This is a genomic window from Pseudomonas sp. GW823-FHT02E01 (assembly GCF_058797535.1).
In genome coordinates this window covers 356,462-382,321 of sequence record NZ_JBXAJS010000001.1, presented here as the reverse complement: position 1 = coordinate 382,321, position 25,860 = coordinate 356,462, and the positions used below count along the sequence as shown (strand labels likewise).

Here is a 25,860-nt window from a genome sequence, read left to right as displayed (position 1 = left end):
TGGTGCGCGCAGGCACTCTTTCTACACCGACGCAATGGTTGCAGTCGACAAGTGGAGAAAAGTCATGAAGATCGTCGTCATCGGAGGCTCCGGCCTCATCGGATCGAAACTTGTGAACACCCTGCGCGAGCGCGGCCATGATGCGCTCGCCGCCAGCCCCAGCACGGGCGTGAACAGCATCACCCGCGAAGGCCTGGCCGAAGCGATGGATGGTGCTGATGTGGTGGTCGACGTGGCGAACGCACCGTCGTGGGAGGACCAGGCAGTTCTCGATTTCTTTGAAACGTCGAGCCGTAACCTGCTGGCCGCCGAAGCCGCTGCCGGGGTTCGTCATCACGTAGCCCTGTCGATTGTCGGCAGCGAACGGCTTCCCGATACCGGCTATTTCCGGGCCAAGGTCGCGCAGGAAGCCCTTATCAAGGCATCCGGCGTTCCTTACACCATTCTACGTGCCACGCAGTTCTCCGAGTTTGCCGGCGGCATTGTCCAGTCGTTCGCCGTTGGCGAGGAAATTCATGCTTCGCCGGCGCTGATCCAGCCGATAGCGTCCGACGACGTGGTAGCGGCGCTGGCCGATGTCGTGCTGGCAGCACCGGTCAATGGCACCGTTGAAGTCGGTGGCCCGGAAACCATGCCGATCGACGAACTGGCCAGGCGTTATCTGCGGGCGACCCAGGACAACCGCAAGGTCGTGCCGGATGTACATGCCCGTTACTTCGGCGCCGTGCTCGACGATCAATCGCTGGTCACCGGCAAGAACGCACGCCTGGGGGCGATCCGCTTCGACGACTGGCTGGCCCGGTCGATGGCGCAGTAACGGATCGCACCCGCACATTTCCCTACGAATCCAGGAGAAATCCCATGGTTACCCGATTGCTAATGGCCGCTGTCTTCGCGGCGCTCTCGATCAGCGCCGCAACAGCCGCCGAGCCGCCCCCCGGCAAGGTGACGGTGGTGTTCGACCGTCCCATTCCCAACATCCCTGGCAAGAGCATGAGGGGCGTGGTCGTCGAGTATGGGCCGGGTGCCGCATCGCCGGCCCACACCCATCCGAAAACGGCCTTCATCTATGCAACGGTCCTGGAGGGTTCGTTTCGCATCCAGGTCAAAGGCGAGCCGGAAAAGATCTACAACGTCGGCGAAAACTTCGTAGAGGAACCGGGCTCCGTGCACCTGGTCAGCGCCAACGCCAGTGACACCCAACCTGCACGCCTGTTGGCGGTGTTCGTCCTCGACACCGAGGAAAAGGTACTCGTGACACCGATCAAACAGTGAGCCGATCACGCGCTCATGAAGGCTCGACCGCCGGGCGGCAGACCACTGTCGCCCAGTGGCTGAGTCAGTTCTTGGCACTGAACAGGAAATGAAAAAATGAACTCGCTCCTGGACAAGGCCGCCATTGCCACCAGCGCAAGTAGCGGCACGCCTGTGGTCGTGGTGCGGCGAAGCAAGCGCAAGACCATCGGCCTGTTGCTGTGCGTCGCGGCCTTGATGGTCGTGGCGGTTTGGGGAGCCATGGCGTTTTCAGGTGGCGTGACCTCGACCGACAACGCGTATGTCCGCGGGGACGTCACCTCACTGGCCGCCAAGGTCGCCGGCTATGTCACGGCGGTCGAGGTCCGGGACAACCAGGCCGTGCGTGCCGGTGATGTGCTGTTTCGAATCGATGACCGCGACTACCGCGCCAAACTTGCGCAAGCCGAGGCCAATGTCAGCGCCGCCCAGGCGCGCCTGACCCATGTCGACGCACAGATCCAGCTCCAGCATGCGCTGATCAGGCAGGCCGAAGCGCAAAGGCGCTCGGCCACCGCCGACATGAGCCTGGCGGCCAAGACCCACGACCGCAGCCGCAAACTGATCGTCAGCAATGCGGTCAGCCAGGCCCTGGTCGATGAAACCGGCACCGCGCAATCCAGAGCCGCGGCCTCGGTTTCGGCCGCTTCGGCAACGGTCGAGGCGCAACAGCAGCGCATCACGGTGTTTGTAGCCGAGCGCGAGGCTGCCGTGGCCGCTGTGAGCCAGGCAGAGGCCGCACGTGACCTCGCCCGGATCGATCTCGAGCACACCGTGGTACACGCCCCTGTGGATGGCGTGGTCGGTAACCGTCAGGTTCGCCTCGGTCGTTTCGTCACACCGGGTGTTTCCCTGCTCGATATCGTGCCGGTCAATGATGTATGGGTCGTGGCGAACTTCAAGGAAACCCAACTGGAACATATTCGCCCCGGTCAGCCGGTGCGCGTCACGGTCGATGGCTACCCCGATGCGGCACTCGATGGCGTGGTCGACAGCTTTGCACCAGGCAGTGGCTCGGCGTTCAGCCTGCTGCCGCCCGACAACGCCACCGGGAACTTTGTGCGTGTCGTGCAGCGCGTTCCGGTGAAGATCCGCCTGGCTGAAAACCCGCTGCCGGGGCGCATCGTGCCGGGCCTGTCCGCGCGGGTGGAAGTTGCACAAGGGGCCGGCTCATGAGCAGCGTTGCCTGCGCCACGCCGAGCAGCGCCAGGACAACGAACGGCGTGCTGCTCATGGTGGGCATCGTGCTGGCGACGTTGACGGAAGCGATCGCCAGCACCGTGCTGGCCCTCGGTCGCGGCGACATCATCGGCGACACCTATGCCACGCCTGACGAGTTCGCCTGGCTGGATGTCGGTTACATCGCGCTCAAGCTGATCGGGTTCATGATCGCCCCTTGGCTGATGCAGCGATTTTCTGCGCGAAACGTGATCATCGGCGCCACCCTGGTGATGGGCCTGGCGTGCTGCGTGGCTGCCGTTACCGCCTGGCTGGAACTGCTGATCGCATTGCGCATCCTGCAAGGCTTCGCGGGAGGTGCCTTGCTGGTGGCGGGCCAGGCGATCATCTTTCGCGGCTATCCGCGCGCGCTTCAGCCGATCCTGCAAGCCCTGTTCGCCATGGCGGCGGTGGTCGCGTCGGCGACCCTCGCGCCAGCCCTGCAAGGGTGGTTGATCGACAGCCAGTCCTGGACCTGGATTTTCTTCAGCGTGGTGCCGCTGGCCCTGGCGGCGACCGGCCTCTTGCTCATCGCCGACCACCCCATGCCCGCCAGGGTCCGGCAACATTCGTTCGACTGGCTCGGGTTCTCGCTGCTCTCTGCGGCCCTGTTCTGTTTCACCTACGTGCTCAGCCAGGGCAGCCGCTGGGACTGGTTCGAGGAACCGCGCATCCTGGCACTGACGGTGATCGGTGCCGCCGCGCTGCTGGCCTTTCTCGGTCAACAGGTGTTGGCCAACGGCCAGGGGTTGCTCGATTTCAGCCTGTTCAAAACAAGCGATTTCACCTTTGCCTTTATCGTCAGTTTCGTCGCCGGTGCCGCCCTGTTCGGCAGCGCCTACCTGATCCCGGCGTTCGCCCTGTCGGTACTCGCGTTCACGCCGACCGATGCCGGCCTGCTCCTGTTGCCCAGTGGCGGTTTTTTTGTCGGTTCGCTGCTCATCGCCGCCTATCTGTTCAGCGTGCGTCGCGTGCCGCCGGTGGCGACCGTGCCGTTGGGTATCCTGCTGATCATGGGGGCGATGTGGATGCTGTCCGGCTCCAACAGCGAAAGCGGCACCGACGACATGATGGCGGCCATCCTGTTGCGCGGCCTGGGCCTTGGTTTCCTGTTTCTGTCGATCACGCTGATTGCTTTCAGCCACCTCAACAGCCGCAACCTGGCCAGCGGCATCGGCCTGTTCAACACAGGGCGCCAGTTGGGAGGCTTGATGGGCGTCGCCGGGCTGCAGACCTTGATTGACCATCAGGTTGTCAGCAATGGCGTGGTCCTCGGCGCCAACGTCACCCCAGGGGGACACGCGGTCATCGAACGGCTGATGACCACAACCGCGATGCTGGCAGGGAAGGGCATGGATCAGGTGGCCGCTGGCCGGGCAACCACGAGCCTGCTGGGCAAGGCGGTATCAGGTCAGGCCACGGTGATTGCTTTCGATACGGCGTTCTTCGCCGTGGCCCTGCTGTTCGTCTTTGCCGCGCCCGTGCTAGTCGGCATCAAGATTGGCCTCTCGCGATCCGCGAAAGTGCATGAACAACGGGCGAATTGATAACCCCCACGAAAAAGCCCGGCTGATGAGGCCGGGCTTTTCGTTGAGTCCTGCGGTCAAGCACTGCATTCAGACAGCGCGGCTTTCGATCAAACGATCCGAACCACCTTCAGCGACGCGGTTTTGCAGGAGCTTGTCGGAGCCACCTTCAGCGACGCGGTTTTGCAGGAGCTTGTCGGAACCACCTTCAGCGACGCGGTTTTGCAAGAGCTTGTCGGAACCGCCTTCGGCGACGCGGTTTTGCAGGAGCTTATCGGAACCGCCTTCGGCAACACGGTTTTGCATCAACTTGTCGGAGCCACCCTCGGCGACGCGGTTTTCGATCAGGCGATCGGAACCACCCTCGGCCACACGGCTTTCAATCAGACGATCCGAGCCGCCTTCAGCGACCACAGGTTGAGCAGAGGTAGCGGCGAAAGCGTTAACTGCGAAAACCGAGAAAGCGATGCTGAGGAGGGTTTGGCGTTTCATGATGGTGTGCTCCGGGGTGCTTATGGGTTGGTATGGAGCAGATGTTACGCCGGGGAATTTTTAAGAGAACTTCATTGAAATGATGGTGACTATCGATGCGCTCAATGGATCGCAGATCCCACAGGTTTTCATGTGCCTGACAACGGGGCTCAAGCCTCACTGATCTGACTGACACTGGTGATCTGCCCATTCCAGACCATCTCGTAATGCGCCGTCTGCACAATCGACGAAACCGGCCTCGGCGTCATCAACGCCCAGCAATGACTGCCCGGCATCCGCACCGAGTGATAACGCAAACCGGGGCAACCGGCATCGCGCACCGCCTGCCCCAACACACGGGAGTGGCTGTAGTCGTCCGGCGCATACACCGGATCGCTCATCGACAGGGCCGTGGCGTCCTTCATCCCGCCATCGCCAAATGCACAGGCCAATCCACGAAACACAAAGCGCTCATAGTTCAGGCTCGGCACCCTCGACCAATACAGCGCCTGGTGATGCCGCACCTCGGCCAGCGCCGCTTCCATCGACTCCGCCAGGTACAACACCCCAAAACGGCCATCGCTGAAACGCGAGCCCGCCGGGTTGACGTGGGTAAACGGCGCAATGGCGTAGGAGCAACCCCGAATGCCGAACGGGATCTCGCTGCGCGCAATCAACTCCAGCTGACCCACCTCATTCTTCAACCGCGGATTGGTCAGCGCCTGAATCTCGAACAACACCTCGAACTCGGCCGCATCCGCCACATCATCAAACAACGCAATGGGCGGAAACTTCGAATTGACCAGGCGATAAGCCTGCAACGACTGACCGGCAAACACCGCCAGCTCACTCGCCATCACCATTGCGCACCCCGCAGCATGTCGATGCGGCGGAAGGTTTCGTACAGCGAAATCATGTCGCCCTGGGCCATGATCTCCAGCGGCGAACGCCCGTTGAAAAACTCGTTGTCATTGGCCATCGAGGCAAAGCCGTACACGTTATCCGGGTTGTCGAACACCAGCCGCAACGTCGCGTGAATGTTCAACACAAAACTGATGCGCTGCATCTGGTCCGCATCCAGCGCCACCGCCCAGTCCGGGTCTCGCTGCCGGGCGCGGGTGTAGGTGCTGCGGGAAATACGCAGGATGCGACAGGCCTGGTCACTGTTGGCCTTCCACTTTTCCAGAATGCTCACGGCGGCACGCAGGCCGGTGACGCATTGGTTTTTGCTGAAGGATTGGGGTTGCAGGGGGACGGCCATGATCAATACCTATCTTGACTCCATAGACTCAAAGATAGGTTTATTGAGTCTGTAGAGCAAATCGGTTCGACCAACGGAAAACTTCTCCCGTCGAGCATCATTGATGAAACGTCCGCCCCAACGCATCCAACCGGATCGCAATGGGCGGCAAGCGCCGACTGCTCAGCGCCAGTGTCTCCACATCATCCGCCGTGTTTTGCGCAATGCTCTGCACCGACTGCAAGCGCCCGACAATCTCGAAACTCGCCGTGGACTGTTCGCGGGTCGTCGTGACGATCCGCCCATTGAGCTCATCGATCTGCGAGATGTCGCTGCCGACGGCTTGCAACATTGCCGCGGCCACCTGACTGTCCTCGACGCAGCGCACTACACCTTCGCGGCTGTCCTGCATGGCCTCGACGGCTTTGCGGCTGCCTTGCTGCAAGGCTTCGATAATGGTGCGGATTTCCTTGGTGGACACTGCCGTGCGTTGCGCCAGGCTGCGCACCTCATCGGCCACCACCGCAAAGCCCCGGCCTTGCTCGCCGGCGCGCGCCGCTTCAATCGCCGCGTTGAGCGCCAGCAAGTTGGTCTGCTCGGCAATGCTGCTGATCACCTCCAGCACCGTACCGATCTGCTGCGCCTGCCCGGCCAGTACCTGCACGGTCTGGTTGGTGCCTTCCAGGCGTGAGGCCAGTTGAGTGATTTCCTGCCGCGCACGGTTCACGCTTTCCTGGCCGCGGGTGACTTGCGCGCTGGCTTGGCCAGCATGGGCAACGGCATGCTCGACATGCACCACAATGTGCTCCATCGCATCGCCCATGCGCTGCATCGACCCGGTCATCTGCGCGATTTCCGTCAACTGATGCCTGGCGCCTTTCTCAAGCGTGTTACTGGCCTTGGCCAACTCCTGACCCAACTGACCCAAACCCTGAGAGTCACGCACCACGCCGTCCACCAAGGCGGTGATCTGCATCAAAAACTGATCGAAGCGCTGTGCCAGCGACACATGCACTCGCGCCTTGTCACCTTGGCCGGCACCCGCGGTGAACTGGGACGTGGTCGCCAGCATCTTGTCCAGCATGTCCTGGCTCTCCACCGCATCGGCCTGGCTGTGCACCGCCAGATAGAGCAGCGCGACCGTCTCCATCACCACATAAAAAGCGTGAACGAACACCATCGTCCAGCCACCGTGATGGGCCATCACAAACACCGGAAACCCCTGATGCTGCAGCGCATGAAACACCACGTGATGCAGCGCAATCGTCACCGCCGCCACCAGAATCGGCAGCCAGTCCCGATAAAACGTCAGCACTGCCAACAACGCAAAAATCCCGAAGTGCGACTCAATGACCCCCTCGGCCTGATTGATATGCAACGCCGCCATCACCATCAAACCCACGCCCAGCAGACAACGCATCAACCGCGTTCCGCCGATGGCTCGATACAACAGCGTCAACAACACACTGGTGCCACCGCCCACCAGCAGCGCCTGCTTCAACGTGTCGTGCCAGAACGCCAGGCCGATAGCGAACGCGAACATCAGCCAGATCAGGCCCAGCATGATGCGGTCGGCTTTGCGGTAGTGGTCGAGGAAACGAGGGGGGAAGGGCATGTACGCTTACTCCATGTAAATGAGCCAGAAAAAAGCAGGGTTTATGGCAACACGGGACATCGCGAAGGCTTGGGTACGTTAAGGGGCAGACGTTTTCAGAGTCAGGGATGCGAATCTGTTGGCGGCATGGTCGAGCTGTATTTGAGATGTCGTGGAGAGCGTAGCCTTTGGCCATCATTCTAGGCAGCTACGACGTCGCTCGTGGAAAACAATGTCCGATATAGAGGCAAGTAATGCTGAAGTGACGGGGGAGTGCGACAGACTCCGTTGCAAAGCCTGTCGTACACCCGAGGCAGTTACGACTTCTTCGGCGGATAGTTACCGCGCAAGCCACCGGACTTGTTGCCGGTTTTGCTCGGCAGGTTCGGCACCAACGGACGGGATCTGGGTTGGGGGTTGGAGCGGCTTTGGGGTTGCGGTTGTTTGCTCATGTTCGCCTCCTGAATTTTCAGGGATTCGCGAAGTGGGTTACTGATGAAGTTTAGCTAATTGACAGTGGGCTGGGTTGTTTGGCGCTTGGGGAGGCTGTTTTGAGCAATCGACCTTTCTTTTTTGACCCCATTGATCCCTCACGCAATTCTCGGATTTTGCCTACAGCTTCAGCAGGGGTTACCCGCTATTCCAAAAATGAAAAACCGGAAATGCTGAAGGGGCAGAAAGGGGAAGCACCGAACTGCTCTATACGCCTGATGCTATAGAGGCGTATCGAGAACAAAGTGAACGAGAGTACAAGGAACTTGGAGGGGTAAAATAATGAGCGTCATTGCAACTATCGTGCTTAACGAAAAACCTGAAGAGGTAATTCTATTTCTTACCAAAAATGAATTAGGCATTTCTTTACCTGGGCTTGACGGCCTTTATAATCTGGCTAACTGGGCGCATGTGGAGAACAACTTAGGGCTGTTGAACCTTGTCAAGAAAATGAGTGATGCCGGTTTTATCAAATACAGTGGGACCGGAGTTGTGAGAGGGCCCAACTGGAGAGAGCCGGCATTCATGCTTGAGGGAAAATATACCTTTGATTGACAGCACCAAGTGCCTGAACGCAGGTGCCAGAGAACGGTGACAGTTGCCATCATTTCGTGGTCGTCCGGTTCTCTTGTCCAGTCGCTTAAATCATCGAAGGTTCCCAGGCTGAGCCGCTGCCGCAGCGGCTCTTCTCATTGTTACGGGCATATTGAGTATCTTCGCCTGATTGGTTTTTCGTGGCCTTGAATCAAGCTGACGGGTAACCCCTTTCTGAAGTAGCAAATAAAATGGGCGCGAGAGCACCCGGTTTTCTTTACTCCGCCGCCGCCATAGTCGTCCGACTGCTCTAGTCTCTTGTCCTCCCCCTGATGGCTGGGGCGTCTTGTTGATTCATACGAATTGAATCGAGCAGACGAAAAAAAGCCCGCGATGGGGAGAGCGGGCTGGAAATCACAAAGGAGCTGGATCCACCGTATGCCAATGGATGTGAAAATACTGTGATAGATGTCTGATTACTTGCCCGCGTTCGATTTGACGTAGCTGTGTGCCCCGCGAAGTCATACCGGTTGCATCACCTTTCGATGCACCCACTGAGCCTCGCTTTGCAGTTCCAGAACTTGCCAATGGAGGCGTTCCAGCGAGGCATTGTGGCCGACGCTGATCAGGATCGTCTCCGGCAGCGTTTGTTTGAGTAACTGATAGCAGCGCGCCTCGTTCGCCGCATCCAGCGCCGAACTGCTCTCGTCGAGGAACAGCACCGCGGGGCGGGCCAACAGGGCGCGGACGAAGGCACAGCGTTGCTGTTCGCCAACGCTCAGGATTTGCGACCAGTCCAGTTCGTCATCCAGTTGCTCGCTCAAGTGTTGCAGGCCGACGTGCTGCATGTGCAGGCGTAACGCGGCGTCTGCATCACGATCCGGTTGATTGGGGTACCAGAGTGCTTCGCGCAGGCTGCCTAGCGGCAGGTAAGGTTTCTGCGAGAGTGTCAGGGCACGCTCACGGTCGTAACTGGCGCAGCCGCGAGCGTGAGGCCAGAGTCCTGTGACCGTGCGTATCAACGTCGACTTGCCGTAGCCGGACGGTGCGCTGATCAGCAGGCTGTCACCGGGCTCAAGTGAAAGGTTGAAGCTGTTGAGCAAGCGCCGACCGTTCGGCAACCAGATGTCCAGATCCTTGATTTGAAGGCCCTTGGGCTGCTGCCCCACAACGACATTCGACTTGACTTCGACCTTGTCCAGGCGCTCCTGGAAACCAATCAACCGGTCGATCACCGATTTCCATGCCGACAGCTCCGGGAACACCTCTACGAGATAGGCAATGGCCGAGTGCACTTCGCCGAAGGCAGCGCTGATCTGGGTCAGGCGCCAAGAGGAAACGCGCCGGCGAAGAACTGCGGCGCCATGATGAACATCGGTATGACCGTGGCACTGCGCAGGTAGAAGGTCGAATAGCCCATGATCAGCTTCTGCTTTTTCACCAGCGTCCAAAAGTTTTCCAGCGCCGCCTCCAGGCGTTGGTTGAAGCGTGCGTTTTCTGTCGCTTCACCCCGGTACTGGGCCACCGAGTCGGCGTTTTCCCGCAGGCGCATCAGCGAGAAGCGAAAGTCGGCTTCGCGCCGCTGTTGCATGAAATTGAGCCGCGGCAATGCGCGCCCCAACCAGAACGCCAGCCCCGTGCCCAGAAGGGCGTAGACGAGGGCGATCCACACCAGCAACCCCGGAATGACTACGGACTCACCGGCGAACGGCACGCTAACCAGGCCGGATGCCTGCCAGAGGATGTGCAGGAAGGAAAACAGTGACACCACCGAAGTTAGCAATCCCAGGCTCAGCTTGAGCGATTTGACGATAAGGAGCTGACCGAGCCACTGTTCGCCGCGCTGCTGGCGTTTGTGGCGCTCAATGAAGTACCGCGCGAAAGCCTGTACGCGGGAGCGGCAATGATCATCGTCGGCCTGTGTTTCTCCAATGAACTAATCCGCTTTGGCAGCAAAGCATCCGTCCCTTCGACCGAGTGAGCTATTTTCGGATCCTGATTACTTTGCCGGGGCGAAGCTTGAGGCAGCATTGAGATTGCCCCGGATCTTGCACTGTGAATCCTGAGTTCAGCTTCGGAATCTAAGCGTGGTTGAGGGCGCCTCGCCAAAACGTTTTTTATATTCTTGGGCAAACCGTCCCAAGTGGACAAAGCCCCACTTGAACGCGATGTCGGTTACCGAAGCGTCATGACTCTGTGTGCTTAACTCAAGGTGCACCTGTTCCAGTCGCAGGTTGCGCAGATAGGCCATGGGCGTGGTGTCGCAAAAATCGCGGAAGCCGGCAAATAGTGTGCGTACGCTCACCCCGGCGTGCTCGGCCAACTGCTCGATGCTCAGCGGTTCATTCGCATGAGTCCGCATATATTCCTCGGTCCTTTTGACGAAATAGGGCAAAAGCGCTTTTGGTTTACTGGCGCTCTCCAGTTGTTCCCGCAGATTGTTGGGTTGGCCATAGATCAATGCATTGATCAGGACTGACTCGAACTGCTTGAGCACCAGGGAGTGGTGAAGCGGGTGCTGGTTAGATGTAATCGCGTCGGCCAACATGGCGATCAGCTGGAGAAAGTAGCTTCCGCTTGGGGTCGTCAGGTCGAGTTCTGGCTGGAACTCCAGTGATCTGTCCATCACATGCCCAAGGTGCTGGGCACAATGGTATTCAACTTCACTGCGTTCGATGCGAAGGGCCAATTGGGGGGCGTTGGCATCCCAGCACATCGATAACGGCAGGTTGGGTGAAATCAAAGAGGCCTTATAAGGGGTGGAGATAAAGTCATGGTCGCCGCAGATGATGTGCGCTTTGCCACTGATGGGGATCTGGATCAAGAAAAAATCTTCCAGACGACCGGGATCAATGTTGACTCGGGCTCCATACTCCAGCCGGTTCAAGGACAGGCGCCCACGATTGACGTGGTGCATCCGTGCGCTGATGCGGTCGGTTTCCTGGATGCAGCGCAGCTCGTGATTTTTGAACACGCTGCTGACGCCTTTACGAATGGCATCCAGGTCATTGAGAAGGAATAGCTGATTTTCAGGGGTGAACAGGGAAGCTCTGTTAAAGAGACTGCCGCAATTCTCTGGAATGAGATTCAGGCTCATGGTCACCTCACTTGCATGCACGGTTTCGAGGCATGGCACACAAAGCGTTACCGAGGGTCTGCAGGATAAGGATAGTCGCTGCGCTAATCGGATAGCCCGTGGGCATGTCTGTTTCTTTTAGCGCCCTTGATCGGGCTTTCTACCGACTCTGGCAAAAGTTATGCCAGGCGGCTTTCAGGTTGGCTGGCCGCTGCGAGACCTTACTCATTCGCCCCTGGAATCCCCCCGTAAATATTAGGCGTCCAATGTTTTTTCCTTGGCGGTGTCGGGCTTTTGAGGGGCGAAAAGCGGGGTATCTGAATCAGTCGCGAAGTACTGTTGCCGGATCGACTTTCGGTGCAGGTCGAATTGACCCTGGGGATGGGAATCAGAAAACTTCCTGCAGGCCATGGACAGGTTTAGCGCCCAGCGGATAGTCCCTCTCGATGCAGATGTTCAACATCATTCCAACGCTTCTGAATTAACTGAGGTGGGAGTGCCGACCAGAGCGCTCATCCACTCCCGGTAAGGCGGAACATGATGAACATCTCCTATAGAACCGCTCCGGTAGACGAACTCCGTACCAGTCAGTGCTATGAGTGGGACTGGGAAACTGACGCAGAGGTCCCACCTGGAAGCCACCTCATCAACTCACGAAATGGCTACTACCATCACGGGATCTACTTGGGTGGGCATCAAGTCGTTCACTATTCCGGGCTTTGTGCAGGCTTGCACGCAGGGCCTGTAGAAGTGCTGACACTGCATCGGTTTGCGTCAGGGAAACCGATCTGGGTCAAGAGCACCCGGCAGCTTGGATTTGAACGAGACGAAGTCGTCCGAAGAGCCCTCTCACGGGTAGGAGAAAATCAATACCGACTTCTGACCAACAACTGCGAGCATTTCTGCAATTGGTGTCTTTACGGCGAAAGCCGTAGTGATCAGGTCTGCAACTTTTCAGTTCATCCTCTCGCAGCACTGCGACTTCTTCTGAAGACCCTGCCCGGACTTCTTCAGCAAACCACCATCGCCTGATCCTTCACCTTTGCCTTCCATCGATTGCGCTGAGCAGGTTTTCGTACGTCGACATCTGTGACGAAATCTTCAAGGCACTGTTCTTCATCAACCTGTTGGTTGATGAAGTCAGTAGGTAGCGTCAGCGCTTTCAGCGCCACTCCCAAAGCTTTGTTTCATTGTGCGCATCAGATCCGGTACGCATGGGCAACTTCCTGCATGCCACGGACAGGCATCGCATTCAGCGGATAGTCCGCATCGCCGAAGGTGCCCAATATCATCTCCAACGTTCCTGAACCATTGGAGATTCGAAATGAAAGGCCAGTATGTCAGCGTGCAGGTTCCTTCCGGGGGGCACTTCCAGGCTTACCTTGCGACCTCTGTCGATGGTCGCGGGCCGGGCGTCGTGCTCTGTCAGGAAATCTTCGGCGTTAACCAGGCCATGCGCGAAGTCGCCGACCTGTTGGCCGAAGAAGGTTACACGGTGCTGGTTCCGGACCTTTACTGGCGCCAGGAGCCTGGTGTCCAGTTAGGCTACACCGAGGAAGACTTTGGTCGTGCCTATGAACTCTACCAGGGTTTCGACGAGGCGCTTGGCATTGATGACATTCGTGCCAGCCTGAATGCCTTGGAAGCCTTGCCCCAATGTCAACCGGGCGACTTGGGTGTCGTGGGTTATTGCCTGGGTGGCAAGCTGGCTTATCTGGCGGCCTGTCGGTTACCTGAAGTGGCCTGTGCCGTCGGTTACTACGGCGTGGGCATTGAAAACGCCTTGTCGGAAATCGAAGGGTTACAGGGGCGTCTGGTGCTCCATATGGCCGAACAGGATCAGTTCTGTCCCGCCGAGGCTCGGTCCGCGATCCAGGAGACTTTGCAGAATAAGCCGGGTGTCGAACTCTACGTTTACCCGGGAGTGGATCACGCCTTTGCTCGCCCCAACGGTCATCACTATCACAAGCCGTCGGCGCTGTTGGCTCACGAACGGACCATTGCCGCATTGCGTCGGGTCCTGGGGCCGGACTACAACCTCTCCGATCTCTGGGACGAACACGTGCGTCACGAGTTCGACACCCGCGACGTACCCGCCACCATGGCTACCATGGTCGCTGAACCTTACGTCAACCACATCCCGACCATGACCGGTGGCGTGGGTGCCAAAGAGTTGAGCCGCTTCTACCAGCATCACTTCGTCCATGGCAATCCCAAGGACATGGCGCTGACACCGCTGTCACGCACGGTGGGTGCATCGCAGATCGTTGATGAGTTCATCATGAGTTTTACCCACGACACCGAGATCGACTGGATGCTCCCAGGGGTGGCACCGACCGGGCGTTATGTCGAGATCCCGATGCTGGGTGTCGTCAAGTTTCGTGGGCCCAGGCTTTATCACGAACATATCTACTGGGATCAGGCCAGCGTGCTGGTTCAGATCGGCCTGCTTGACCCGACGGGTCTGCCGGTGGCGGGTGTGGTGACTGCGCAAAAACTGCTCGATGAATCGCTGCCTTCCAATACGTTGATGCCGAGTTGGGCCTCCAGCGCCAACAAGCCGGTTTAAGGAGATAACCATGTCTCATCTACAGAATAAGATCGCCGTGATCAGTGGCGGCGCGACCCTGATCGGCTCCGCCGTGGCTCGGGCGTTTATTGACGCTGGGGCTAGCGTTGCGCTGTTCGATATCGATCGTGAAGCGGGTCTCAAGGCGGCGGCCGAGCTTGGCGAGAGAGCGGTTTTTTTTCACCTCGATGTGACGGATGACGAACTCATTGCGCATGCGGTCGAAGAGGTGCGTGCGCGTTTCGGCGGGATCGACTTCCTGATCAACCTGGCCTGCACTTACAGCGACCAAGGCTTTGCCTCCACGCGCCAGGATTGGTTGCACGCACTTGATGTGAATCTGGTTTCTGCAGTGGCGTTGACTCAGGCGGTACATCAGGACCTCAAGGCGCGATGTGGTGCGATCGTGAATTTCGCTTCCATCTCGGCCAAGTGTGCCCAGACCGGGCGCTGGCTTTATCCGGTATCAAAAGCCGCCATGGTGCAGTTGACTCGCAGCATGGCCATGGACCTGGCAGCCGACGGCATCCGCGTCAATTCGGTATCGCCTGGCTGGACGTGGTCGCGGGTGATCGCCGAAGCCAGTGGCGACAATCGTAAAAAGGCTGATGCAGTCGCCGCTTCTTATCACCTGTTGGGGCGCCTGGGAGAACCCTCCGAGGTGGCCAATGTGGTGGCGTTCCTTTGTTCACCCGCCGCCAGCTTCGTGACGGGCGCGGATTACGCCGTCGACGGGGGCTACTCGGTCATGGGACCGGAGCAGAACCTGCCAGCGATACCGCGGCTTGCCGAGTAACGCATAACACTGACAAGAAACCCTGTTCGGCGACTGCCGAATGCTGCACCTGTAACCGTCGATAACCAGGAGAATAACAATGCGTCGAATCGCCATCGTCGGAGCCGGTCAAGCCGGCCTGCAACTCGCTCTAGGTTTGCTCGCCAAGGGCTATCACGTGACCCTGACCACTAATCGCAATGGCGAGGACATTCGCAACGGTAAAGTGATGTCCAGTCAGTGCATGTTCAATGCCGCTCTGCAAAGTGAGCGCGATCTGGGGCTGAACTTCTGGGAAGACCAATGCCCGGCTGTTGAAGGTATCGGTCTGACTGTGCCTGACCCTGAGAACCCGAATGAGCCACTGTTCAGCTGGAGTGCTCGGCTGGATCGCTACGCTCAATCAGTCGATCAACGTCTGAAAATGCCGGTGTGGCTGGACGAAGTCGTGAAGCGTGGCGGCGAGGTCGTTATCCAGGACGTAGGTGTGGCTGAATTGGAGCAGTTGTCGGCGAGTCATGACCTGGTGCTGCTTGCTGCGGGTAAAGGTGAGATCGTCAACCTGTTCGAAAAAGATACCGAACGGACGCAGTTTCAGCAGCCGCAACGGGCGCTGTCATTGACCTACGTGAAGGGCATGACACCGATGTCGCCGTTTTCCAGGGTCAGCTTCAACTTGATCCCGGGCGTGGGCGAATACTTTGTGTTCCCTTGCCTGACGACCACCGGTCCTTGCGAAATCATGGTTTTCGAAGGGATTCCGGGCGGGCCGATGGATTGCTGGCAGGGGATCACATCTGCCGAGCAACATCTTGAGAAAAGCCTGGAACTGGTCAATCGCTACGTACCCTGGGAGGCCGAACGTTGCCGGTCCGTGGAACTGACTGATGACAAGGGTTTCCTGTCCGGACGATTTACGCCGATGGTGCGCAAACCGGTTCTGACGCTGCCGTCGGGGCGCAAGGTGTTCGGCATGGCCGACGCACTGGTGGTCAATGATCCTATTACTGGCCAGGGGTCGAACAATGCCGCCAAGTGCAGCAAGGTTTATCTGGACGCGATTGTCACCCGTGGCGCGCAAAACTTCGGCCCGGAGTGGATGCACGATACCTTCGAGCAGTATTGGAGTTATGCCCGGCACGTAGTGAAGTGGACCAATACGATGCTCACGCCACCGCCTCAGCATCTGCTCGAACTGCTCGGGGCCGCCAGCCAGTCAAAACCTCTGGCATCGGCCATCGCCAATGGCTTCGATGATCCACGCAACTTTGCCCCTTGGTGGTTCGACGCCCAGTCGTGCCAAGCCTTCATTCAGGAAAAGACCCATCAGGCCGCTTGAGTCGCCATCGAGCCAGGAGTTCAACATGAATGCCTTTACCGCAGAATCCATCCAGCATGATCTGGTCAACGCTCAGGACTGCGATCCGCGCGAATTACGCAATCTGCTTGGGCAGTTTGCCACTGGGGTGACCGTCATCACCACGCGTACGAACGATGGACGCAATGTTGGCATGACCGCCAACTCCTTTTCGTCGGTTTCACTCGATCCGCCACTGGTGCTTTGGAGTATTGCCCGCAGTGCGCCGAGTCTGCCGGACTACCTGTCGTGCGAGCATTTTGCGATCAACGTCCTCGGTGCAGATCAGCACGATATTTCCGGACGTTTTGCACGACCTGCGCCAGACAAGTTTTCGGGTGTGGCCTTCAAGGCCGGAGAGTCCGGGGTGCCTCTGCTCGATGGCGTGATTGCCACGCTGGTCTGCCGCAATGTCACTCAGTATGAGGGCGGTGACCATTTGATATTCCTTGGACAAATCGAACACTACCGCCACGGCGCAGGGGAACCGCTGGTGTTTCACGGCGGGCAGTATCGAGTGGCTGCGCAACATCCCGGGGTGAATCGATAAGTCAGGGCTTGAACCTCGCAAAACACTAATACCAGCTGAACATCCTACAGGCGTTGAGACTTGTTGATGCGCTGGCCTGTGCGGCAAGGGTTCAACGTTATGTGGTAACGGACAGCCTTTGCACGCCCATTGCTACGTTCAACTTCTCCGCCTTTAGCCTTGCTGTGGAGAGCGTCATGAAAATAAAAAGAAAACTGCTATCGGTATGTGTGTTGGGCACTGGCCTCTTGGGAATTGAAGCCGCGCAGGCGTATGACCTGCCAGTCGTCAATCTGGGTTTAACATCTTTTCTCGATGGCGCGCCGCCAGCGGGTGCGGGGTGGTACTTTCAGGAATACTTCCAGAACTACAGCGCCAATCGTTTTAGGGATCAAAATGGCAAGTCGCTGGGCTTGCCCAGGCAGGAGCTGGATTATCAGGTCGCTGTTACACAGGTCAGCTATTTTTCCGACCTTCGCTTGGGCAACGCGACGCTGGGCATGAACGCCGTGCTTCCTTTTGTAACGAGCATGGATGTTGATGACGGACTCAATAACGCGGCGCTGAAGGCTCAAAGTGGTATGGGCGATCTGCTTTTGGGCCCGATGATTCAGTTTGATCCAATCATGGGACCCGATGGACCGCGTTTCGCGCACCGCATTGAGTTGCAGGTGAACGTGCCGACTGGCAAATACGACAGTAAGCATGACATCAATCCGGGCGCCAACGCTTGGTCGTTTGATCCCTATTGGGCCGCCACTTATTGGTTTACTCCAAAATGGACGGCATCCGTTCGTGCTCATTATCTTTACAACGGCAAGAACGATGATCCGGGCCCAGGGTTTGGTGGCGCTGACGATATTCAAGCCGGCCAGGCTTTACACGCAAACTTTGCTACCGAGTATGCGGTGACGCCACAGCTGCGTCTGGGTATCAATGGCTATTGGCTGAAGCAAATCACCGATACCAAAGTTGACGGTCATGAGGTTTCCGGCCGTCGCGAAAAGGTATGGGCTGTCGGGCCTGGGGCGATGTACAGCTTTTCCAAAGAGGATCATGTGTTTGTGAATGCGTACTTCGAACAGGACGTCGAGAATCGTCCTGAAGGTAGTCGTGTGCAAGTGCGGTATGTCCATCACTTTTAAGACCGCCACAGTCATTGTGCTCCATAGCTTCGATTACTTTGGTCTTCTGCCTGCCCCTGGGGGGCGGGCTTTTTTTGGGGTCCCTCTACCGGGACCCTTTTTTATTGCGCAATGGTTTGGAGGTCACTTCATTTTCGACTCGGACGCGGTCTCGTGCAGGAGCTGGCTCCTACAGTTTCCCGGGATTGGATGAAGAACCTTTTTTTTCCTTTTCGGGACCTTCAGCCATGTCGGCATCTCCTGCTGCTTCTGACCATGTTGATTGCCCTGGTTGCAGAAGAGCGTCGCCTGCAAAGCACATTGTCACGAATAGGGACGACTGGGGCGTCGTAGAGCAGCAGGTGGTTGAGCTTGCCCGGTTGATCCAGGGCGAAACCCTGCGCCTCGAACGTCGACGCGATGAAACCGACTTGTCGGTGACCGCCCTCAGCGAATTGGTCACCACCCTTCAGGAAGTTGCCAGCAACGTTCAGGCCGCCCATCCAGACAAACCAATCTACTGGCTGTGAACGCGGCTATTGAAGCAGCTCGCGCCGGCGAAGCGGGCAGGGGGGCAGTGTCGTTGCCGACGAGGTACGGCAACTGGCAACTCGGACTCAGGAAGGATTGGCGAGGATCTGCTCGTTCAGGCCAAAGCGCTACGGCATTTGGCAGATCGTTTTGATCGCCGAGAGTTCGACGGTGGGGTATTGATCAGCAGCGTCGGTGGATGATGAAAAAAGCACAGGAATATCTGGTCTGCACCAGATATTCCTCATGCAATCTCAATGCTTGGAATTGCTCTCGATGAATTTTTCGTAATACATCTGGAACCGCTCAATCTTCTGATCGCTGAACCAGGTTTTAACCGCTTCGACCATCGGCGGGGGACCGCACAGGTAAATGTCGAATGGATTGGCTTCGAACGACTGGCGGTCGAAGTGATCAGGAATCCAGCCGGTTTTACCTTTCCAGTGTTCTGATGGTTTCGACACCACCAAGTGATAATCAAAGTTGGCGATTTTATCGCGATAATCAACCAGGCGTTGAGTTTCGCAGAGGTCATTATCCTGCGTAACGCCATAGAACAGTTGGATCGGGTATCCGCAACCACCTTGTTCGGCAATGGTATCCAGCATTCCGAGGAAGGCCGAAAGGCCGGTTCCTCCTGCCACCAGGACGAGAGGCTTACTGACCTGGCGTAGATAAAAGCTCCCCAAAGGCGCCTCGAACTCGAGCACTTCTCCGGGGCGGCAATGCTCACGGATGAAGTTGCTCATCACTCCATCAGGCAACAGCCTGATGAGAAACTGAAGCTGGTTATCGGGGTTGGGTCGGTTGGCGAATGAGTAGGAGCGCCACTCATCGGTGCCAGGTACATGCAGTCGAGCGTATTGCCCCGGAAGAAAATCCAATTGCCGGGGGTGGGAGCAAGCATCCAGATGAAGGATCGCCGTGGTGGCCGAAACCTGCTCCACACCGGTAATCACCGCTTGCAACAATTGAGTTGCCCCAGCGTTGCACAAGCTCGAATCGAAATCGAAATAGAACGAGGCATCCGATTGCACGCGGGTCTGGCAAGAGAGCATCTTGCGTTGCGCCAGATCCTGTTCGGACAAAGCCTCGTCATCGACATAATCTTGAGTGTATCGGCCTGATTCGCAGCGCCCCTGACAGGTGCCGCAGACACCTTCGCGACAGTCCAGCGGGATGTTCACGCCATTGCGCAGCGCGGCGTCGAGCAGCAACTCGTTTGGCTTGACCTCGAAGAACGAGGTCTTGCCATCGGCGAAGCTGAAAGCGACTTTATGATTCATGACAGCGTGCTCCACAGCTCACAGGTGATAGAAATCAAGCACCGAGTTGATGGTGTCGTTGAGCAATACGATGTGCTTGCGAGTGATCTTCCAGCTGTCCGCGACGGGTTTGAGGTGGTAGGTCACATGGCCGTAGAACTGCTCGGACAACCCTTGTCGCGTGAAGAGCGTGACCCAGGCTGCCTTGACTTCAAGCAGTCCGTTATCGAGTTCGTTGATGCGCACATTGCTGATTTGATGCAAGGTGCGCGGCATCGGCGTTGAAGCAGCCGACTTACCCGTGCGCAAACGAAACACGCGATCTTCCAGGCCGGAGCGGTTCGAGTAGTAAATCAGCGACATGCTGCGCTTGGGGTCGGTGGTGTACACATGCTCCGACTCCCATTGCGGCAGGTGGAACTCACTCTGCTCATCAAACAGGGCGATATAGGCGTCCCAGTCCTGTTGATCACACAGCTCGGCTTTACGGTAGAGAAATTGTTCGATGGAATACTGTAGTGCGCTCATTTCACACCTCCTTCAACTTCAGGGCTTTTTGTTCCAGACCTTGCAAAAGGAAGCGCTGCCAGGATCCGTGCTGATTGATGTAGAGCCCTTCATGGGTGAACTCGGTGCCGGTCAGTACTGGGTTGATACCCAGAACCTCGCTGTTGGGGGTGGGACCTTCGACCCACTTTTCACTGCCGCGAGACACTTCGTTCCAGCGCTCGAGGCGCGCCTGGAATCCGCGCTGGGCTTCGCGAAACTCAACCAGGTCGTCCGGGGTTCCCATGCCGGAAACGTTGAAGAAGTCCTCGAACTGGCGAATCCGGTTTTCCCGGTCGGCGTCGGATTCACCCTTGACGCCGATGCACTGGCTGGTGATCTCTGTCTTGTTCCAGGCCACCGGGCGCACGATACGCAGCTGTGAACTGATTTGATCCATGAAGAACAGGCTTGGATAGATGTTGAGGTTGCGCAGGCGGTGCATCATCCACTCGGCTTGCTGCTGGCCATACTCCTCGATCAGACGCGGCATGACGGTGGCATAACCGGCGCGCACCGTTGGATTAGGCATGTCGCTGAACAAGAGGCTGTGGCCATTTTTGAACGAGAACCAGCCGTCGTCGGTTTCTGCATCGCCGGCGCCCAGTTTGCTGTAGTCCAGGGTGTCGGAGACGCCGCCATTGGCGGCATTGACTTGCTGGCGATGTTGTACCGTGGAGACGTAGTTGTAGTGCACGGTGCTGACGTGATAGCCGTCCAGACCGTTTTCGTGCTGCAGCTTCCAGTTACCGTCGTAGCTGTAGGTCGACTTGCCGGGCAATATTTCCAACTCGCCCGTAGGGGATTGCGCGACCATCATGTCGAAGAACACTTTGGCATCGCCCAGGTAGTTTTCCAGCGAATCGCTGCCATTGACGTCCAGGCTAATGAACACGAAGCCTTTGTAGCTTTCGATCCGGGCCTTCTTCAGGCCGCGGGTTGCCTTGTCGAAGCCTTCCGGATATTCGCCCGGGGCCTTGACCTTGACCAGGCGGCCATCACTTTTGTAGCACCAGGCATGGAACGGACAGGTGAAGGTCGACTGATTGCCTTTGCTGACGCGAGTCAGGGTCGCGCCCCGGTGCTGGCAAGCATTGATCAGCGCGTGGAGCTGATTGTTGCCATCGCGGGTGATGATCATGGGCTGACGACCTGCACGTATCGTCAGAAAGTCATTGGGGTTGGCGATTTCACTCTCGTGGCAGGCGTAGATCCAGTTCTTCTCGAAGATCAGTTCCATCTCCAGGTCGAACAGTTCCGGCTCGGTGAACATGTCACGGGCGACGCGGTAAATACCTTCGGCCGGCCGGAAATCCAGACAGCCTTGAATGTATTCCTGCCACTGAGTAATGCTTTTAGCGCTGTTCATCAGGTACACCCTTTTGTAGTTTTAGGCTCACCCCGATTGAAAGCCTTTCCGGGCGGTGCATCTATCCGGATTCGAGGCGATATCTATCCGTTTCTGAGGAGGGCGGGGCGTGCTTTTTCCGAGGGCCATACGGCGAGGTGTTTTTGTGCGTTTTCTTGATCATTACTGCATTATGCGGATAGCAGTCCCGAGGCCTGGGAAGTACGTTTGTAGCCAATCCGTAACCATTGTGGTGCTGCGATGAATCTGCAAACTCATGCGGGGACCGATGTTGAATTTCAAGACATCCATGCAGTGCGTCATGACCTGCAGAGTGCGCAGGCCTGGATGTCGAACATTTGCGGCCCCCACGAGCTCAAGGCCTCGTACCCCCAACGCATGCATTTTCAACATGCCGGAAATGTCTTGAAGTCGATGTCCACGGTGATCGGGTATATCGAATATGGTACCGATGTCACTATCGATATTGATGCGTCGGTGCTCAATAGCTATAGCATCAGTCTACCCATCAGTGGCGAACAGGAACTGCGAAAATCAAATGGCTTACTGATGTCCGATAGCGATAACGGATTGATCGTATCGCCTTATGATCAGCAAGAGCTTTCTATTACCGGTAATTGTCGAAAAATTCAGGTCGCAATAAAATGTGCAGCGATGCGCCAAGTGTTGGAGGAACTGTTACAGCGTCCGACCCAACAACCAATTGTCTTCGAAACGAGAGTAGGTGCAAGTGAGGGCGCGCCCGCAGCCTGGTGGCGGCTGGTCAAATACCTGCTAGCGGAGATGGAGCAGGCGCGTAACTTTTTTGGTCATATTTCCATGGCTCGCGATATTGAAAAAGCGCTAATCAAGGGTTTTATATTATCGCAGCCTAATAATTACTCGGACGAGTTGGTTGGTCTTTCGCAAAGTCGGTGTCCTGAGTATTTATTTAAAGCCAAACAATTTATACATGAGCATGCCTGCGATGAAGTCGACTTGGACGAATTAGGTCGCGCGGTCGGAGTGTCCCGCTTCAAACTATATGAAGACTTCAAGAAATACTTTGGCCTTACGCCAACTCTGTATTTGAAGCGTTTTCGGCTTGAGGCCGTAAGGCAAGCGTTGCTGGAGGGGGGCTCCAACGAAAATATTACTGCAGTGGCAATGCGCTGGGGGTTTAATCACTTGGGGCGTTTCTCATCCGATTACAAAAAAATGTTTTTAGAAGTGCCATCGAAGACGGTTGAGCGAAGTCGAAAGCTTTAATTTCAAGCAAGCACCCTGTACGCGGTTTTACCATTGAAGCGTGTTGATACACGATTTCAACAGATTCCTATATTTAATTTTTTATTTTAACGAATTTACTGTTTGTCTTTTTTATGCCGATTCAAGCGCCCGGCAGCGGATGTTTGCGTTAAACAAAAACAAGAGAGAGCCATTATGAAGACGGTTGCGCAGCTGCTTTGTATAAAACCCGAATATAACCAGAATGTTCACACCATTGCACCGGAACAGATGGTTCTGGAGGCAGTCAGGACCATGGCTGAACGGAACGTAGGTGCGCTACCCGTCGTAGAGGACGGAGTCGTAGTTGGTGTTATCAGTGAGCGAGATTACGCGCGGAAGATGGTACTGAAAGGGCGCTCCTCGGCGGGTACACCCGTTAGGGATATTATGAGCTCACCAGTGATAACGGTGGACTCTCGTCAGAGTATTGAGGTTTGCATGAGTATTATGACCGATAATCATCTTCGTCATCTGCCAGTTGTAGAAAACGAAAAGCTGCTTGGGTTGCTATCGATAGGCGACCTGGTGAAGTCAGCTATTGCAGAACAAGCTGATCTGATATTGCAACTTGAACGGTATATTCGCGGCCATTAGTTCTTGTTCAGCGTCTGGTACGGTCTGTCCCAGTCCGGGGCATAAGATTCTGGGACGGCTCATCGCTTCGGTCTCGTCAGAAAAAAAAACGGGCAGACGTAAGATCCGTGTTGATGAAACTTCAGACCTTTCACCTCACGTCGCTGGAAATATAAACACAGACCTGAGATGTTCACGGCCCCTTGGATTCAGCCACCCACGCTATCCTTAATCATCGCTCCGGCCGTCGAGATGGACCTTCCCGAATGCAAACCCAAGCCCAACGCCCTCTCTGGAAAACCTACCTGCTGTTCCTCGCCCCCATGGTCCTGTCGAACTTCCTGCAATCCATGTCCGGCACGGTCAACAGCATCTACATCGGCCAGATGCTCGGCACCCAGGCCCTGGCGGCGGTGTCGGGGATGTTTCCCATCGTGTTTTTCTTCATCGCTCTGGTGATCGGCCTCGGTGCCGGCGCGGGTGTGTTGATCGGGCAGGCGTGGGGGGCGCGGGAGACGCATCTGGTGAAGGCGATTGCCGGGGCGACGTTGTTGTTGGGGGTGTTGATCGGGTTGGTGGCGGCGGTGGTGGGGAGTGTGTTTGCGCGGTCGGCGCTGGTGGGGTTGGGGACGCCGGCGGATGTGCTGGACGATGCGGTGGCGTATGCCCATGTGATGTTGTGGATCATGCCGTCGCTGTTGGTGTTCGTGTTGTTCACGCAGTTGCTGCGCGGGGTGAGCGATACGTTGTCGCCGTTGTTGGCGCTGGTGGTGTCGACCTGTGTGGGACTGGCGCTGACGCCGGCGTTGATTCGCGGGTGGCTGGGTTTTGCGCCGATGGGGATTCAGAGTGCGGCGATTGCCGGGTTGGTGGGTAACCTGGTGGCGATGGGGTTGCTGGCATGGCGCTTGATCGGCAAGGGCCATCCGCTGGCGCCGGATCGCGAGTTCTTTGCGGCGATGAAGCTGGACGTGGCGATCCTCGGCAAGGTGCTGCGCATCGGTTTGCCCACCGGGTTGCAGATGGTGGTGTTGTCGCTGTCGGAGTTGGTGATTCTGGCGCTGGTGAACCAGCACGGGTCCCAGGCGACGGCGGCGTATGGCGCGGTGACGCAGATCGTCAATTACGTGCAGTTCCCGGCGCTGTCGATTGCGATCACCGCGTCGATCCTTGGGGCCCAGGCGATCGGGGCGGGGCGCATCGAGCGCATCGGGCCGATCCTGAAGACCGGGCTGATGATCAACGTGTGTTTGACCGGTGGTCTGGTGGTGCTCGGGTACTTGTTGTCGAGCTGGTTGCTGGCGTCGTTCCTCACTGAGGAGGCGACACTTGGCATGGCCGAGCACCTGTTGCATATCATGCTCTGGAGCCTGTTGGTGTTTGGTTTCCAGGCGATTATCGGCGGCATCATGCGCGCCAGCGGTACGGTAATGGTGCCGGTGGCGATTTCCATTGTGTGCGTGGTGGGCGTGCAGTTGCCGGCGGCGTATCTGCTGGATGCGAAGTTTGGATTGCAAGGGGTGTGGATGGCGTTTCCGGTGGCGTATCTGGGGATGCTGGTGTTGCAGACGCTGTATTACAAACTGGTGTGGCAGCATCAGAAGATTGAGCGGTTGGTGTAGGCGGAACGCTGCGGGAGGGGCATGCTGTTCACAGGTCCCTTGCCACAAAGCCCCTCGCCACAAAAGGACGGTGTGACTGAAAAAGACAGGCGCCATCGCCTGGGGAGGTTTTCAAATGAGCCCCTTGTCCCATTCCATCCTGCAAGACCGACCAGCAGCCGGGCGGCGTTTGATTGAGCCGTTGCGGCCTTACGCCAATCGCCCCGACGTCATCGTTCTGGCCTTGCCCCGTGGCGGCGTGCCGGTGGCTTATGAGGTGGCCACGGCGCTGAAGGTTCGCCTGGATCTGATGCTGGTGCGCAAGCTCGGCGTGCCTTCCCACCCGGAGTACGCCATGGGCGCGATTGCCAGCGGTGGTATCCAGATTCGTAATGAAGAGGCGCTGCGGGTGCACCCGATTGATCGCGCCGCTTTCGACGCCGTGGTCGAACGGGAAAGCCGCGAGTTGCTACGCCGCGAACAGGTCTACCGTGGCACGCGACCGGCGGTGCAGCTCAAGGATCAGGTGGTGATCCTGATCGATGACGGCCTGGCCACCGGGGCTTCGATGAGGGCGGCGATCCAGGCGCTACGGGCGCAGACGCCATCGCGCATCGTGGTGGCGGTGCCGGTGGCGCCGATCGAAACGGTGGAGGCGCTGCGCAGCGAGGTGGATGAGTTGATCTGTCCGCTGATGCCCGAGTGGTTCACGTCGATTGGTCATTGGTATATGAATTTTTCCCAAACCTCGGATGCCGAGGTGATCGACCTGTTGCGGCGGGCGTGGCAACGCGGGGAGTGCGGGTAGCGCTGGCGGCCAGCGGCAGGTGGTCGCAAATCAACGGGTGAGGTGGAATAAACCCCGGTTGTTTGCTTTAGTCCATCTGATACGACCCGACTTGTGCGGC

26 protein-coding genes and 3 pseudogenes are annotated in these 25,860 nt (G+C 57.5%); 18 read left to right on the top strand and 11 right to left on the bottom strand.

The window, feature by feature from the left end; translation table 11 throughout:
- Positions 1 to 64: 64 nt before the first annotated feature.
- The 4 genes from AC1RDQ_RS01750 (at position 65) to AC1RDQ_RS01735 (ending at position 4,058) form a co-directional block, all read left to right on the top strand.
- Positions 65 to 817 carry an SDR family oxidoreductase gene (locus tag AC1RDQ_RS01750; protein WP_057714229.1) on the top strand — a complete coding sequence of 251 codons (753 nt, stop codon included), beginning with the start codon at positions 65 to 67 and terminating at the stop codon, positions 815 to 817.
- A 44-nt stretch (positions 818 to 861) separates the two neighbouring features.
- Positions 862 to 1,275 (top strand): cupin domain-containing protein, encoded by a 414-nt coding sequence (locus AC1RDQ_RS01745; RefSeq protein ID WP_057714230.1) that lies wholly within the window; start codon positions 862 to 864, stop codon positions 1,273 to 1,275.
- 96 nt (positions 1,276 to 1,371) lie between these two features.
- Entirely contained in the window at positions 1,372 to 2,469 is a 1,098-nt protein-coding gene (locus tag AC1RDQ_RS01740) for an HlyD family secretion protein (protein WP_492586064.1), read from the top strand.
- Positions 2,466 to 4,058: a DHA2 family efflux MFS transporter permease subunit gene (locus AC1RDQ_RS01735; protein WP_492586063.1), complete on the top strand. Its 1,593-nt coding sequence runs from the start codon at positions 2,466 to 2,468 to the stop codon at positions 4,056 to 4,058. The genes AC1RDQ_RS01740 and AC1RDQ_RS01735 overlap by 4 nt, the downstream gene beginning before the upstream one ends.
- A gap of 69 nt (positions 4,059 to 4,127) precedes the next feature.
- Here AC1RDQ_RS01735 and AC1RDQ_RS01730 read toward each other — a convergent pair whose 3' ends face one another.
- From AC1RDQ_RS01730 to AC1RDQ_RS01710, 5 genes are all read right to left on the bottom strand, one after another.
- A complete protein-coding gene (locus AC1RDQ_RS01730) occupies positions 4,128 to 4,529 on the bottom strand; it encodes a hypothetical protein (protein ID WP_407515584.1) in 402 nt (133 codons plus the stop codon).
- Positions 4,530 to 4,678: 149 nt separating this feature from the next.
- Positions 4,679 to 5,371, bottom strand: coding sequence for an RES family NAD+ phosphorylase (locus tag AC1RDQ_RS01725; RefSeq protein ID WP_492586061.1), 693 nt, complete (start codon positions 5,369 to 5,371; stop codon positions 4,679 to 4,681).
- Entirely contained in the window at positions 5,365 to 5,769 is a 405-nt protein-coding gene (locus tag AC1RDQ_RS01720) for an antitoxin Xre-like helix-turn-helix domain-containing protein (protein WP_090456513.1), read from the bottom strand. The genes AC1RDQ_RS01725 and AC1RDQ_RS01720 overlap by 7 nt, the downstream gene beginning before the upstream one ends.
- 97 nt (positions 5,770 to 5,866) lie before the next feature.
- Positions 5,867 to 7,363, bottom strand: coding sequence for a methyl-accepting chemotaxis protein (locus AC1RDQ_RS01715; protein ID WP_492586060.1), 1,497 nt, complete (start codon positions 7,361 to 7,363; stop codon positions 5,867 to 5,869).
- Between the two features lie 296 nt (positions 7,364 to 7,659).
- Positions 7,660 to 7,794 (bottom strand): hypothetical protein, encoded by a 135-nt coding sequence (locus AC1RDQ_RS01710; protein WP_256355847.1) that lies wholly within the window; start codon positions 7,792 to 7,794, stop codon positions 7,660 to 7,662.
- A 322-nt stretch (positions 7,795 to 8,116) separates the two neighbouring features.
- Here AC1RDQ_RS01710 and AC1RDQ_RS01705 point away from each other — a divergent pair, with 322 nt between their 5' ends.
- Positions 8,117 to 8,389, top strand: a complete 273-nt coding sequence (locus AC1RDQ_RS01705) for a hypothetical protein (protein ID WP_090456510.1) — start codon at positions 8,117 to 8,119, stop codon at positions 8,387 to 8,389.
- Positions 8,390 to 8,889: 500 nt separating this feature from the next.
- On the opposite strand, the pseudogene AC1RDQ_RS01700 reads toward AC1RDQ_RS01705, so the two are convergent.
- Positions 8,890 to 10,187 (bottom strand): annotated as a pseudogene (locus AC1RDQ_RS01700) (ABC transporter ATP-binding protein/permease); the annotation flags it as partial.
- Here AC1RDQ_RS01700 and AC1RDQ_RS01695 point away from each other — a divergent pair.
- Positions 10,185 to 10,349: pseudogene (locus AC1RDQ_RS01695) on the top strand (DMT family transporter); the annotation flags it as partial. The pseudogenes AC1RDQ_RS01700 and AC1RDQ_RS01695 overlap by 3 nt on opposite strands.
- 87 nt (positions 10,350 to 10,436) lie before the next feature.
- On the opposite strand, the gene AC1RDQ_RS01690 reads toward AC1RDQ_RS01695, so the two are convergent.
- Positions 10,437 to 11,465: an AraC family transcriptional regulator gene (locus AC1RDQ_RS01690; RefSeq protein ID WP_489338801.1), complete on the bottom strand. Its 1,029-nt coding sequence runs from the start codon at positions 11,463 to 11,465 to the stop codon at positions 10,437 to 10,439.
- A 516-nt stretch (positions 11,466 to 11,981) separates the two neighbouring features.
- On the opposite strand from AC1RDQ_RS01690, the gene AC1RDQ_RS01685 reads away from it, so the two are divergent.
- Positions 11,982 to 12,476 (top strand): lecithin retinol acyltransferase family protein, encoded by a 495-nt coding sequence (locus AC1RDQ_RS01685; RefSeq protein WP_492586058.1) that lies wholly within the window; start codon positions 11,982 to 11,984, stop codon positions 12,474 to 12,476.
- Here the strand turns inward: AC1RDQ_RS01685 and AC1RDQ_RS01680 are convergent.
- On the bottom strand, positions 12,455 to 12,616 hold the full coding sequence (locus AC1RDQ_RS01680) for a hypothetical protein (RefSeq protein WP_167362845.1): 162 nt from the start codon (positions 12,614 to 12,616) through the stop codon (positions 12,455 to 12,457). The genes AC1RDQ_RS01685 and AC1RDQ_RS01680 overlap by 22 nt on opposite strands.
- A gap of 152 nt (positions 12,617 to 12,768) precedes the next feature.
- Between AC1RDQ_RS01680 and AC1RDQ_RS01675 the strand changes: the two genes are divergently transcribed.
- The 7 genes and pseudogenes from AC1RDQ_RS01675 to AC1RDQ_RS01645 form a co-directional block, all read left to right on the top strand.
- On the top strand, positions 12,769 to 14,013 hold the full coding sequence (locus AC1RDQ_RS01675; RefSeq protein WP_492586056.1) for a dienelactone hydrolase family protein: 1,245 nt from the start codon (positions 12,769 to 12,771) through the stop codon (positions 14,011 to 14,013).
- Between the two features lie 10 nt (positions 14,014 to 14,023).
- Entirely contained in the window at positions 14,024 to 14,809 is a 786-nt protein-coding gene (locus AC1RDQ_RS01670; RefSeq protein ID WP_057714242.1) for an SDR family oxidoreductase, read from the top strand.
- A 79-nt stretch (positions 14,810 to 14,888) separates the two neighbouring features.
- Positions 14,889 to 16,127, top strand: a complete 1,239-nt coding sequence (locus tag AC1RDQ_RS01665) for a styrene monooxygenase/indole monooxygenase family protein (protein WP_057714243.1) — start codon at positions 14,889 to 14,891, stop codon at positions 16,125 to 16,127.
- A gap of 25 nt (positions 16,128 to 16,152) precedes the next feature.
- The gene (locus tag AC1RDQ_RS01660) at positions 16,153 to 16,695 is read left to right on the top strand and encodes a flavin reductase family protein (RefSeq protein WP_492586055.1); all 543 of its coding nucleotides are present in this window, start codon (positions 16,153 to 16,155) and stop codon (positions 16,693 to 16,695) included.
- A 176-nt stretch (positions 16,696 to 16,871) separates the two neighbouring features.
- Complete coding sequence (locus tag AC1RDQ_RS01655; RefSeq protein WP_057714245.1) at positions 16,872 to 17,819, top strand: SphA family protein; 948 nt, start codon at positions 16,872 to 16,874, stop codon at positions 17,817 to 17,819.
- Between the two features lie 341 nt (positions 17,820 to 18,160).
- Positions 18,161 to 18,328, top strand: a complete 168-nt coding sequence (locus tag AC1RDQ_RS01650; protein WP_492586053.1) for a hypothetical protein — start codon at positions 18,161 to 18,163, stop codon at positions 18,326 to 18,328.
- Positions 18,304 to 18,437: pseudogene (locus tag AC1RDQ_RS01645) on the top strand (methyl-accepting chemotaxis protein); the annotation flags it as partial. The gene AC1RDQ_RS01650 and the pseudogene AC1RDQ_RS01645, both read left to right, overlap by 25 nt.
- 146 nt (positions 18,438 to 18,583) lie before the next feature.
- Here the strand turns inward: AC1RDQ_RS01645 and antC are convergent.
- Genes antC through antA form a run of 3 tightly spaced genes read right to left on the bottom strand, consistent with a single transcriptional unit; the run spans position 18,584 to position 21,509 of the window.
- The gene (gene antC / locus AC1RDQ_RS01640) at positions 18,584 to 19,615 is read right to left on the bottom strand and encodes an anthranilate 1,2-dioxygenase electron transfer component AntC (RefSeq protein ID WP_492586051.1); all 1,032 of its coding nucleotides are present in this window, start codon (positions 19,613 to 19,615) and stop codon (positions 18,584 to 18,586) included.
- Between the two features lie 18 nt (positions 19,616 to 19,633).
- Positions 19,634 to 20,122, bottom strand: a complete 489-nt coding sequence (antB, locus tag AC1RDQ_RS01635) for an anthranilate 1,2-dioxygenase small subunit (protein ID WP_431757185.1) — start codon at positions 20,120 to 20,122, stop codon at positions 19,634 to 19,636.
- Between the two features lies 1 nt (position 20,123).
- The gene (gene antA, locus AC1RDQ_RS01630; protein ID WP_492586049.1) at positions 20,124 to 21,509 is read right to left on the bottom strand and encodes an anthranilate 1,2-dioxygenase large subunit; all 1,386 of its coding nucleotides are present in this window, start codon (positions 21,507 to 21,509) and stop codon (positions 20,124 to 20,126) included.
- A gap of 240 nt (positions 21,510 to 21,749) precedes the next feature.
- Between antA and AC1RDQ_RS01625 the strand changes: the two genes are divergently transcribed.
- The 4 genes from AC1RDQ_RS01625 (at position 21,750) to AC1RDQ_RS01610 (ending at position 25,760) form a co-directional block, all read left to right on the top strand.
- Entirely contained in the window at positions 21,750 to 22,757 is a 1,008-nt protein-coding gene (locus tag AC1RDQ_RS01625) for an AraC family transcriptional regulator (protein ID WP_492586047.1), read from the top strand.
- 174 nt (positions 22,758 to 22,931) lie between these two features.
- A complete protein-coding gene (locus AC1RDQ_RS01620) occupies positions 22,932 to 23,372 on the top strand; it encodes a CBS domain-containing protein (protein WP_492586045.1) in 441 nt (146 codons plus the stop codon).
- A 245-nt stretch (positions 23,373 to 23,617) separates the two neighbouring features.
- Complete coding sequence (locus AC1RDQ_RS01615; protein WP_057714251.1) at positions 23,618 to 24,973, top strand: MATE family efflux transporter; 1,356 nt, start codon at positions 23,618 to 23,620, stop codon at positions 24,971 to 24,973.
- 115 nt (positions 24,974 to 25,088) lie between these two features.
- Positions 25,089 to 25,760, top strand: a complete 672-nt coding sequence (locus tag AC1RDQ_RS01610) for a phosphoribosyltransferase (RefSeq protein WP_492586043.1) — start codon at positions 25,089 to 25,091, stop codon at positions 25,758 to 25,760.
- Positions 25,761 to 25,860 lie beyond the last annotated feature (100 nt).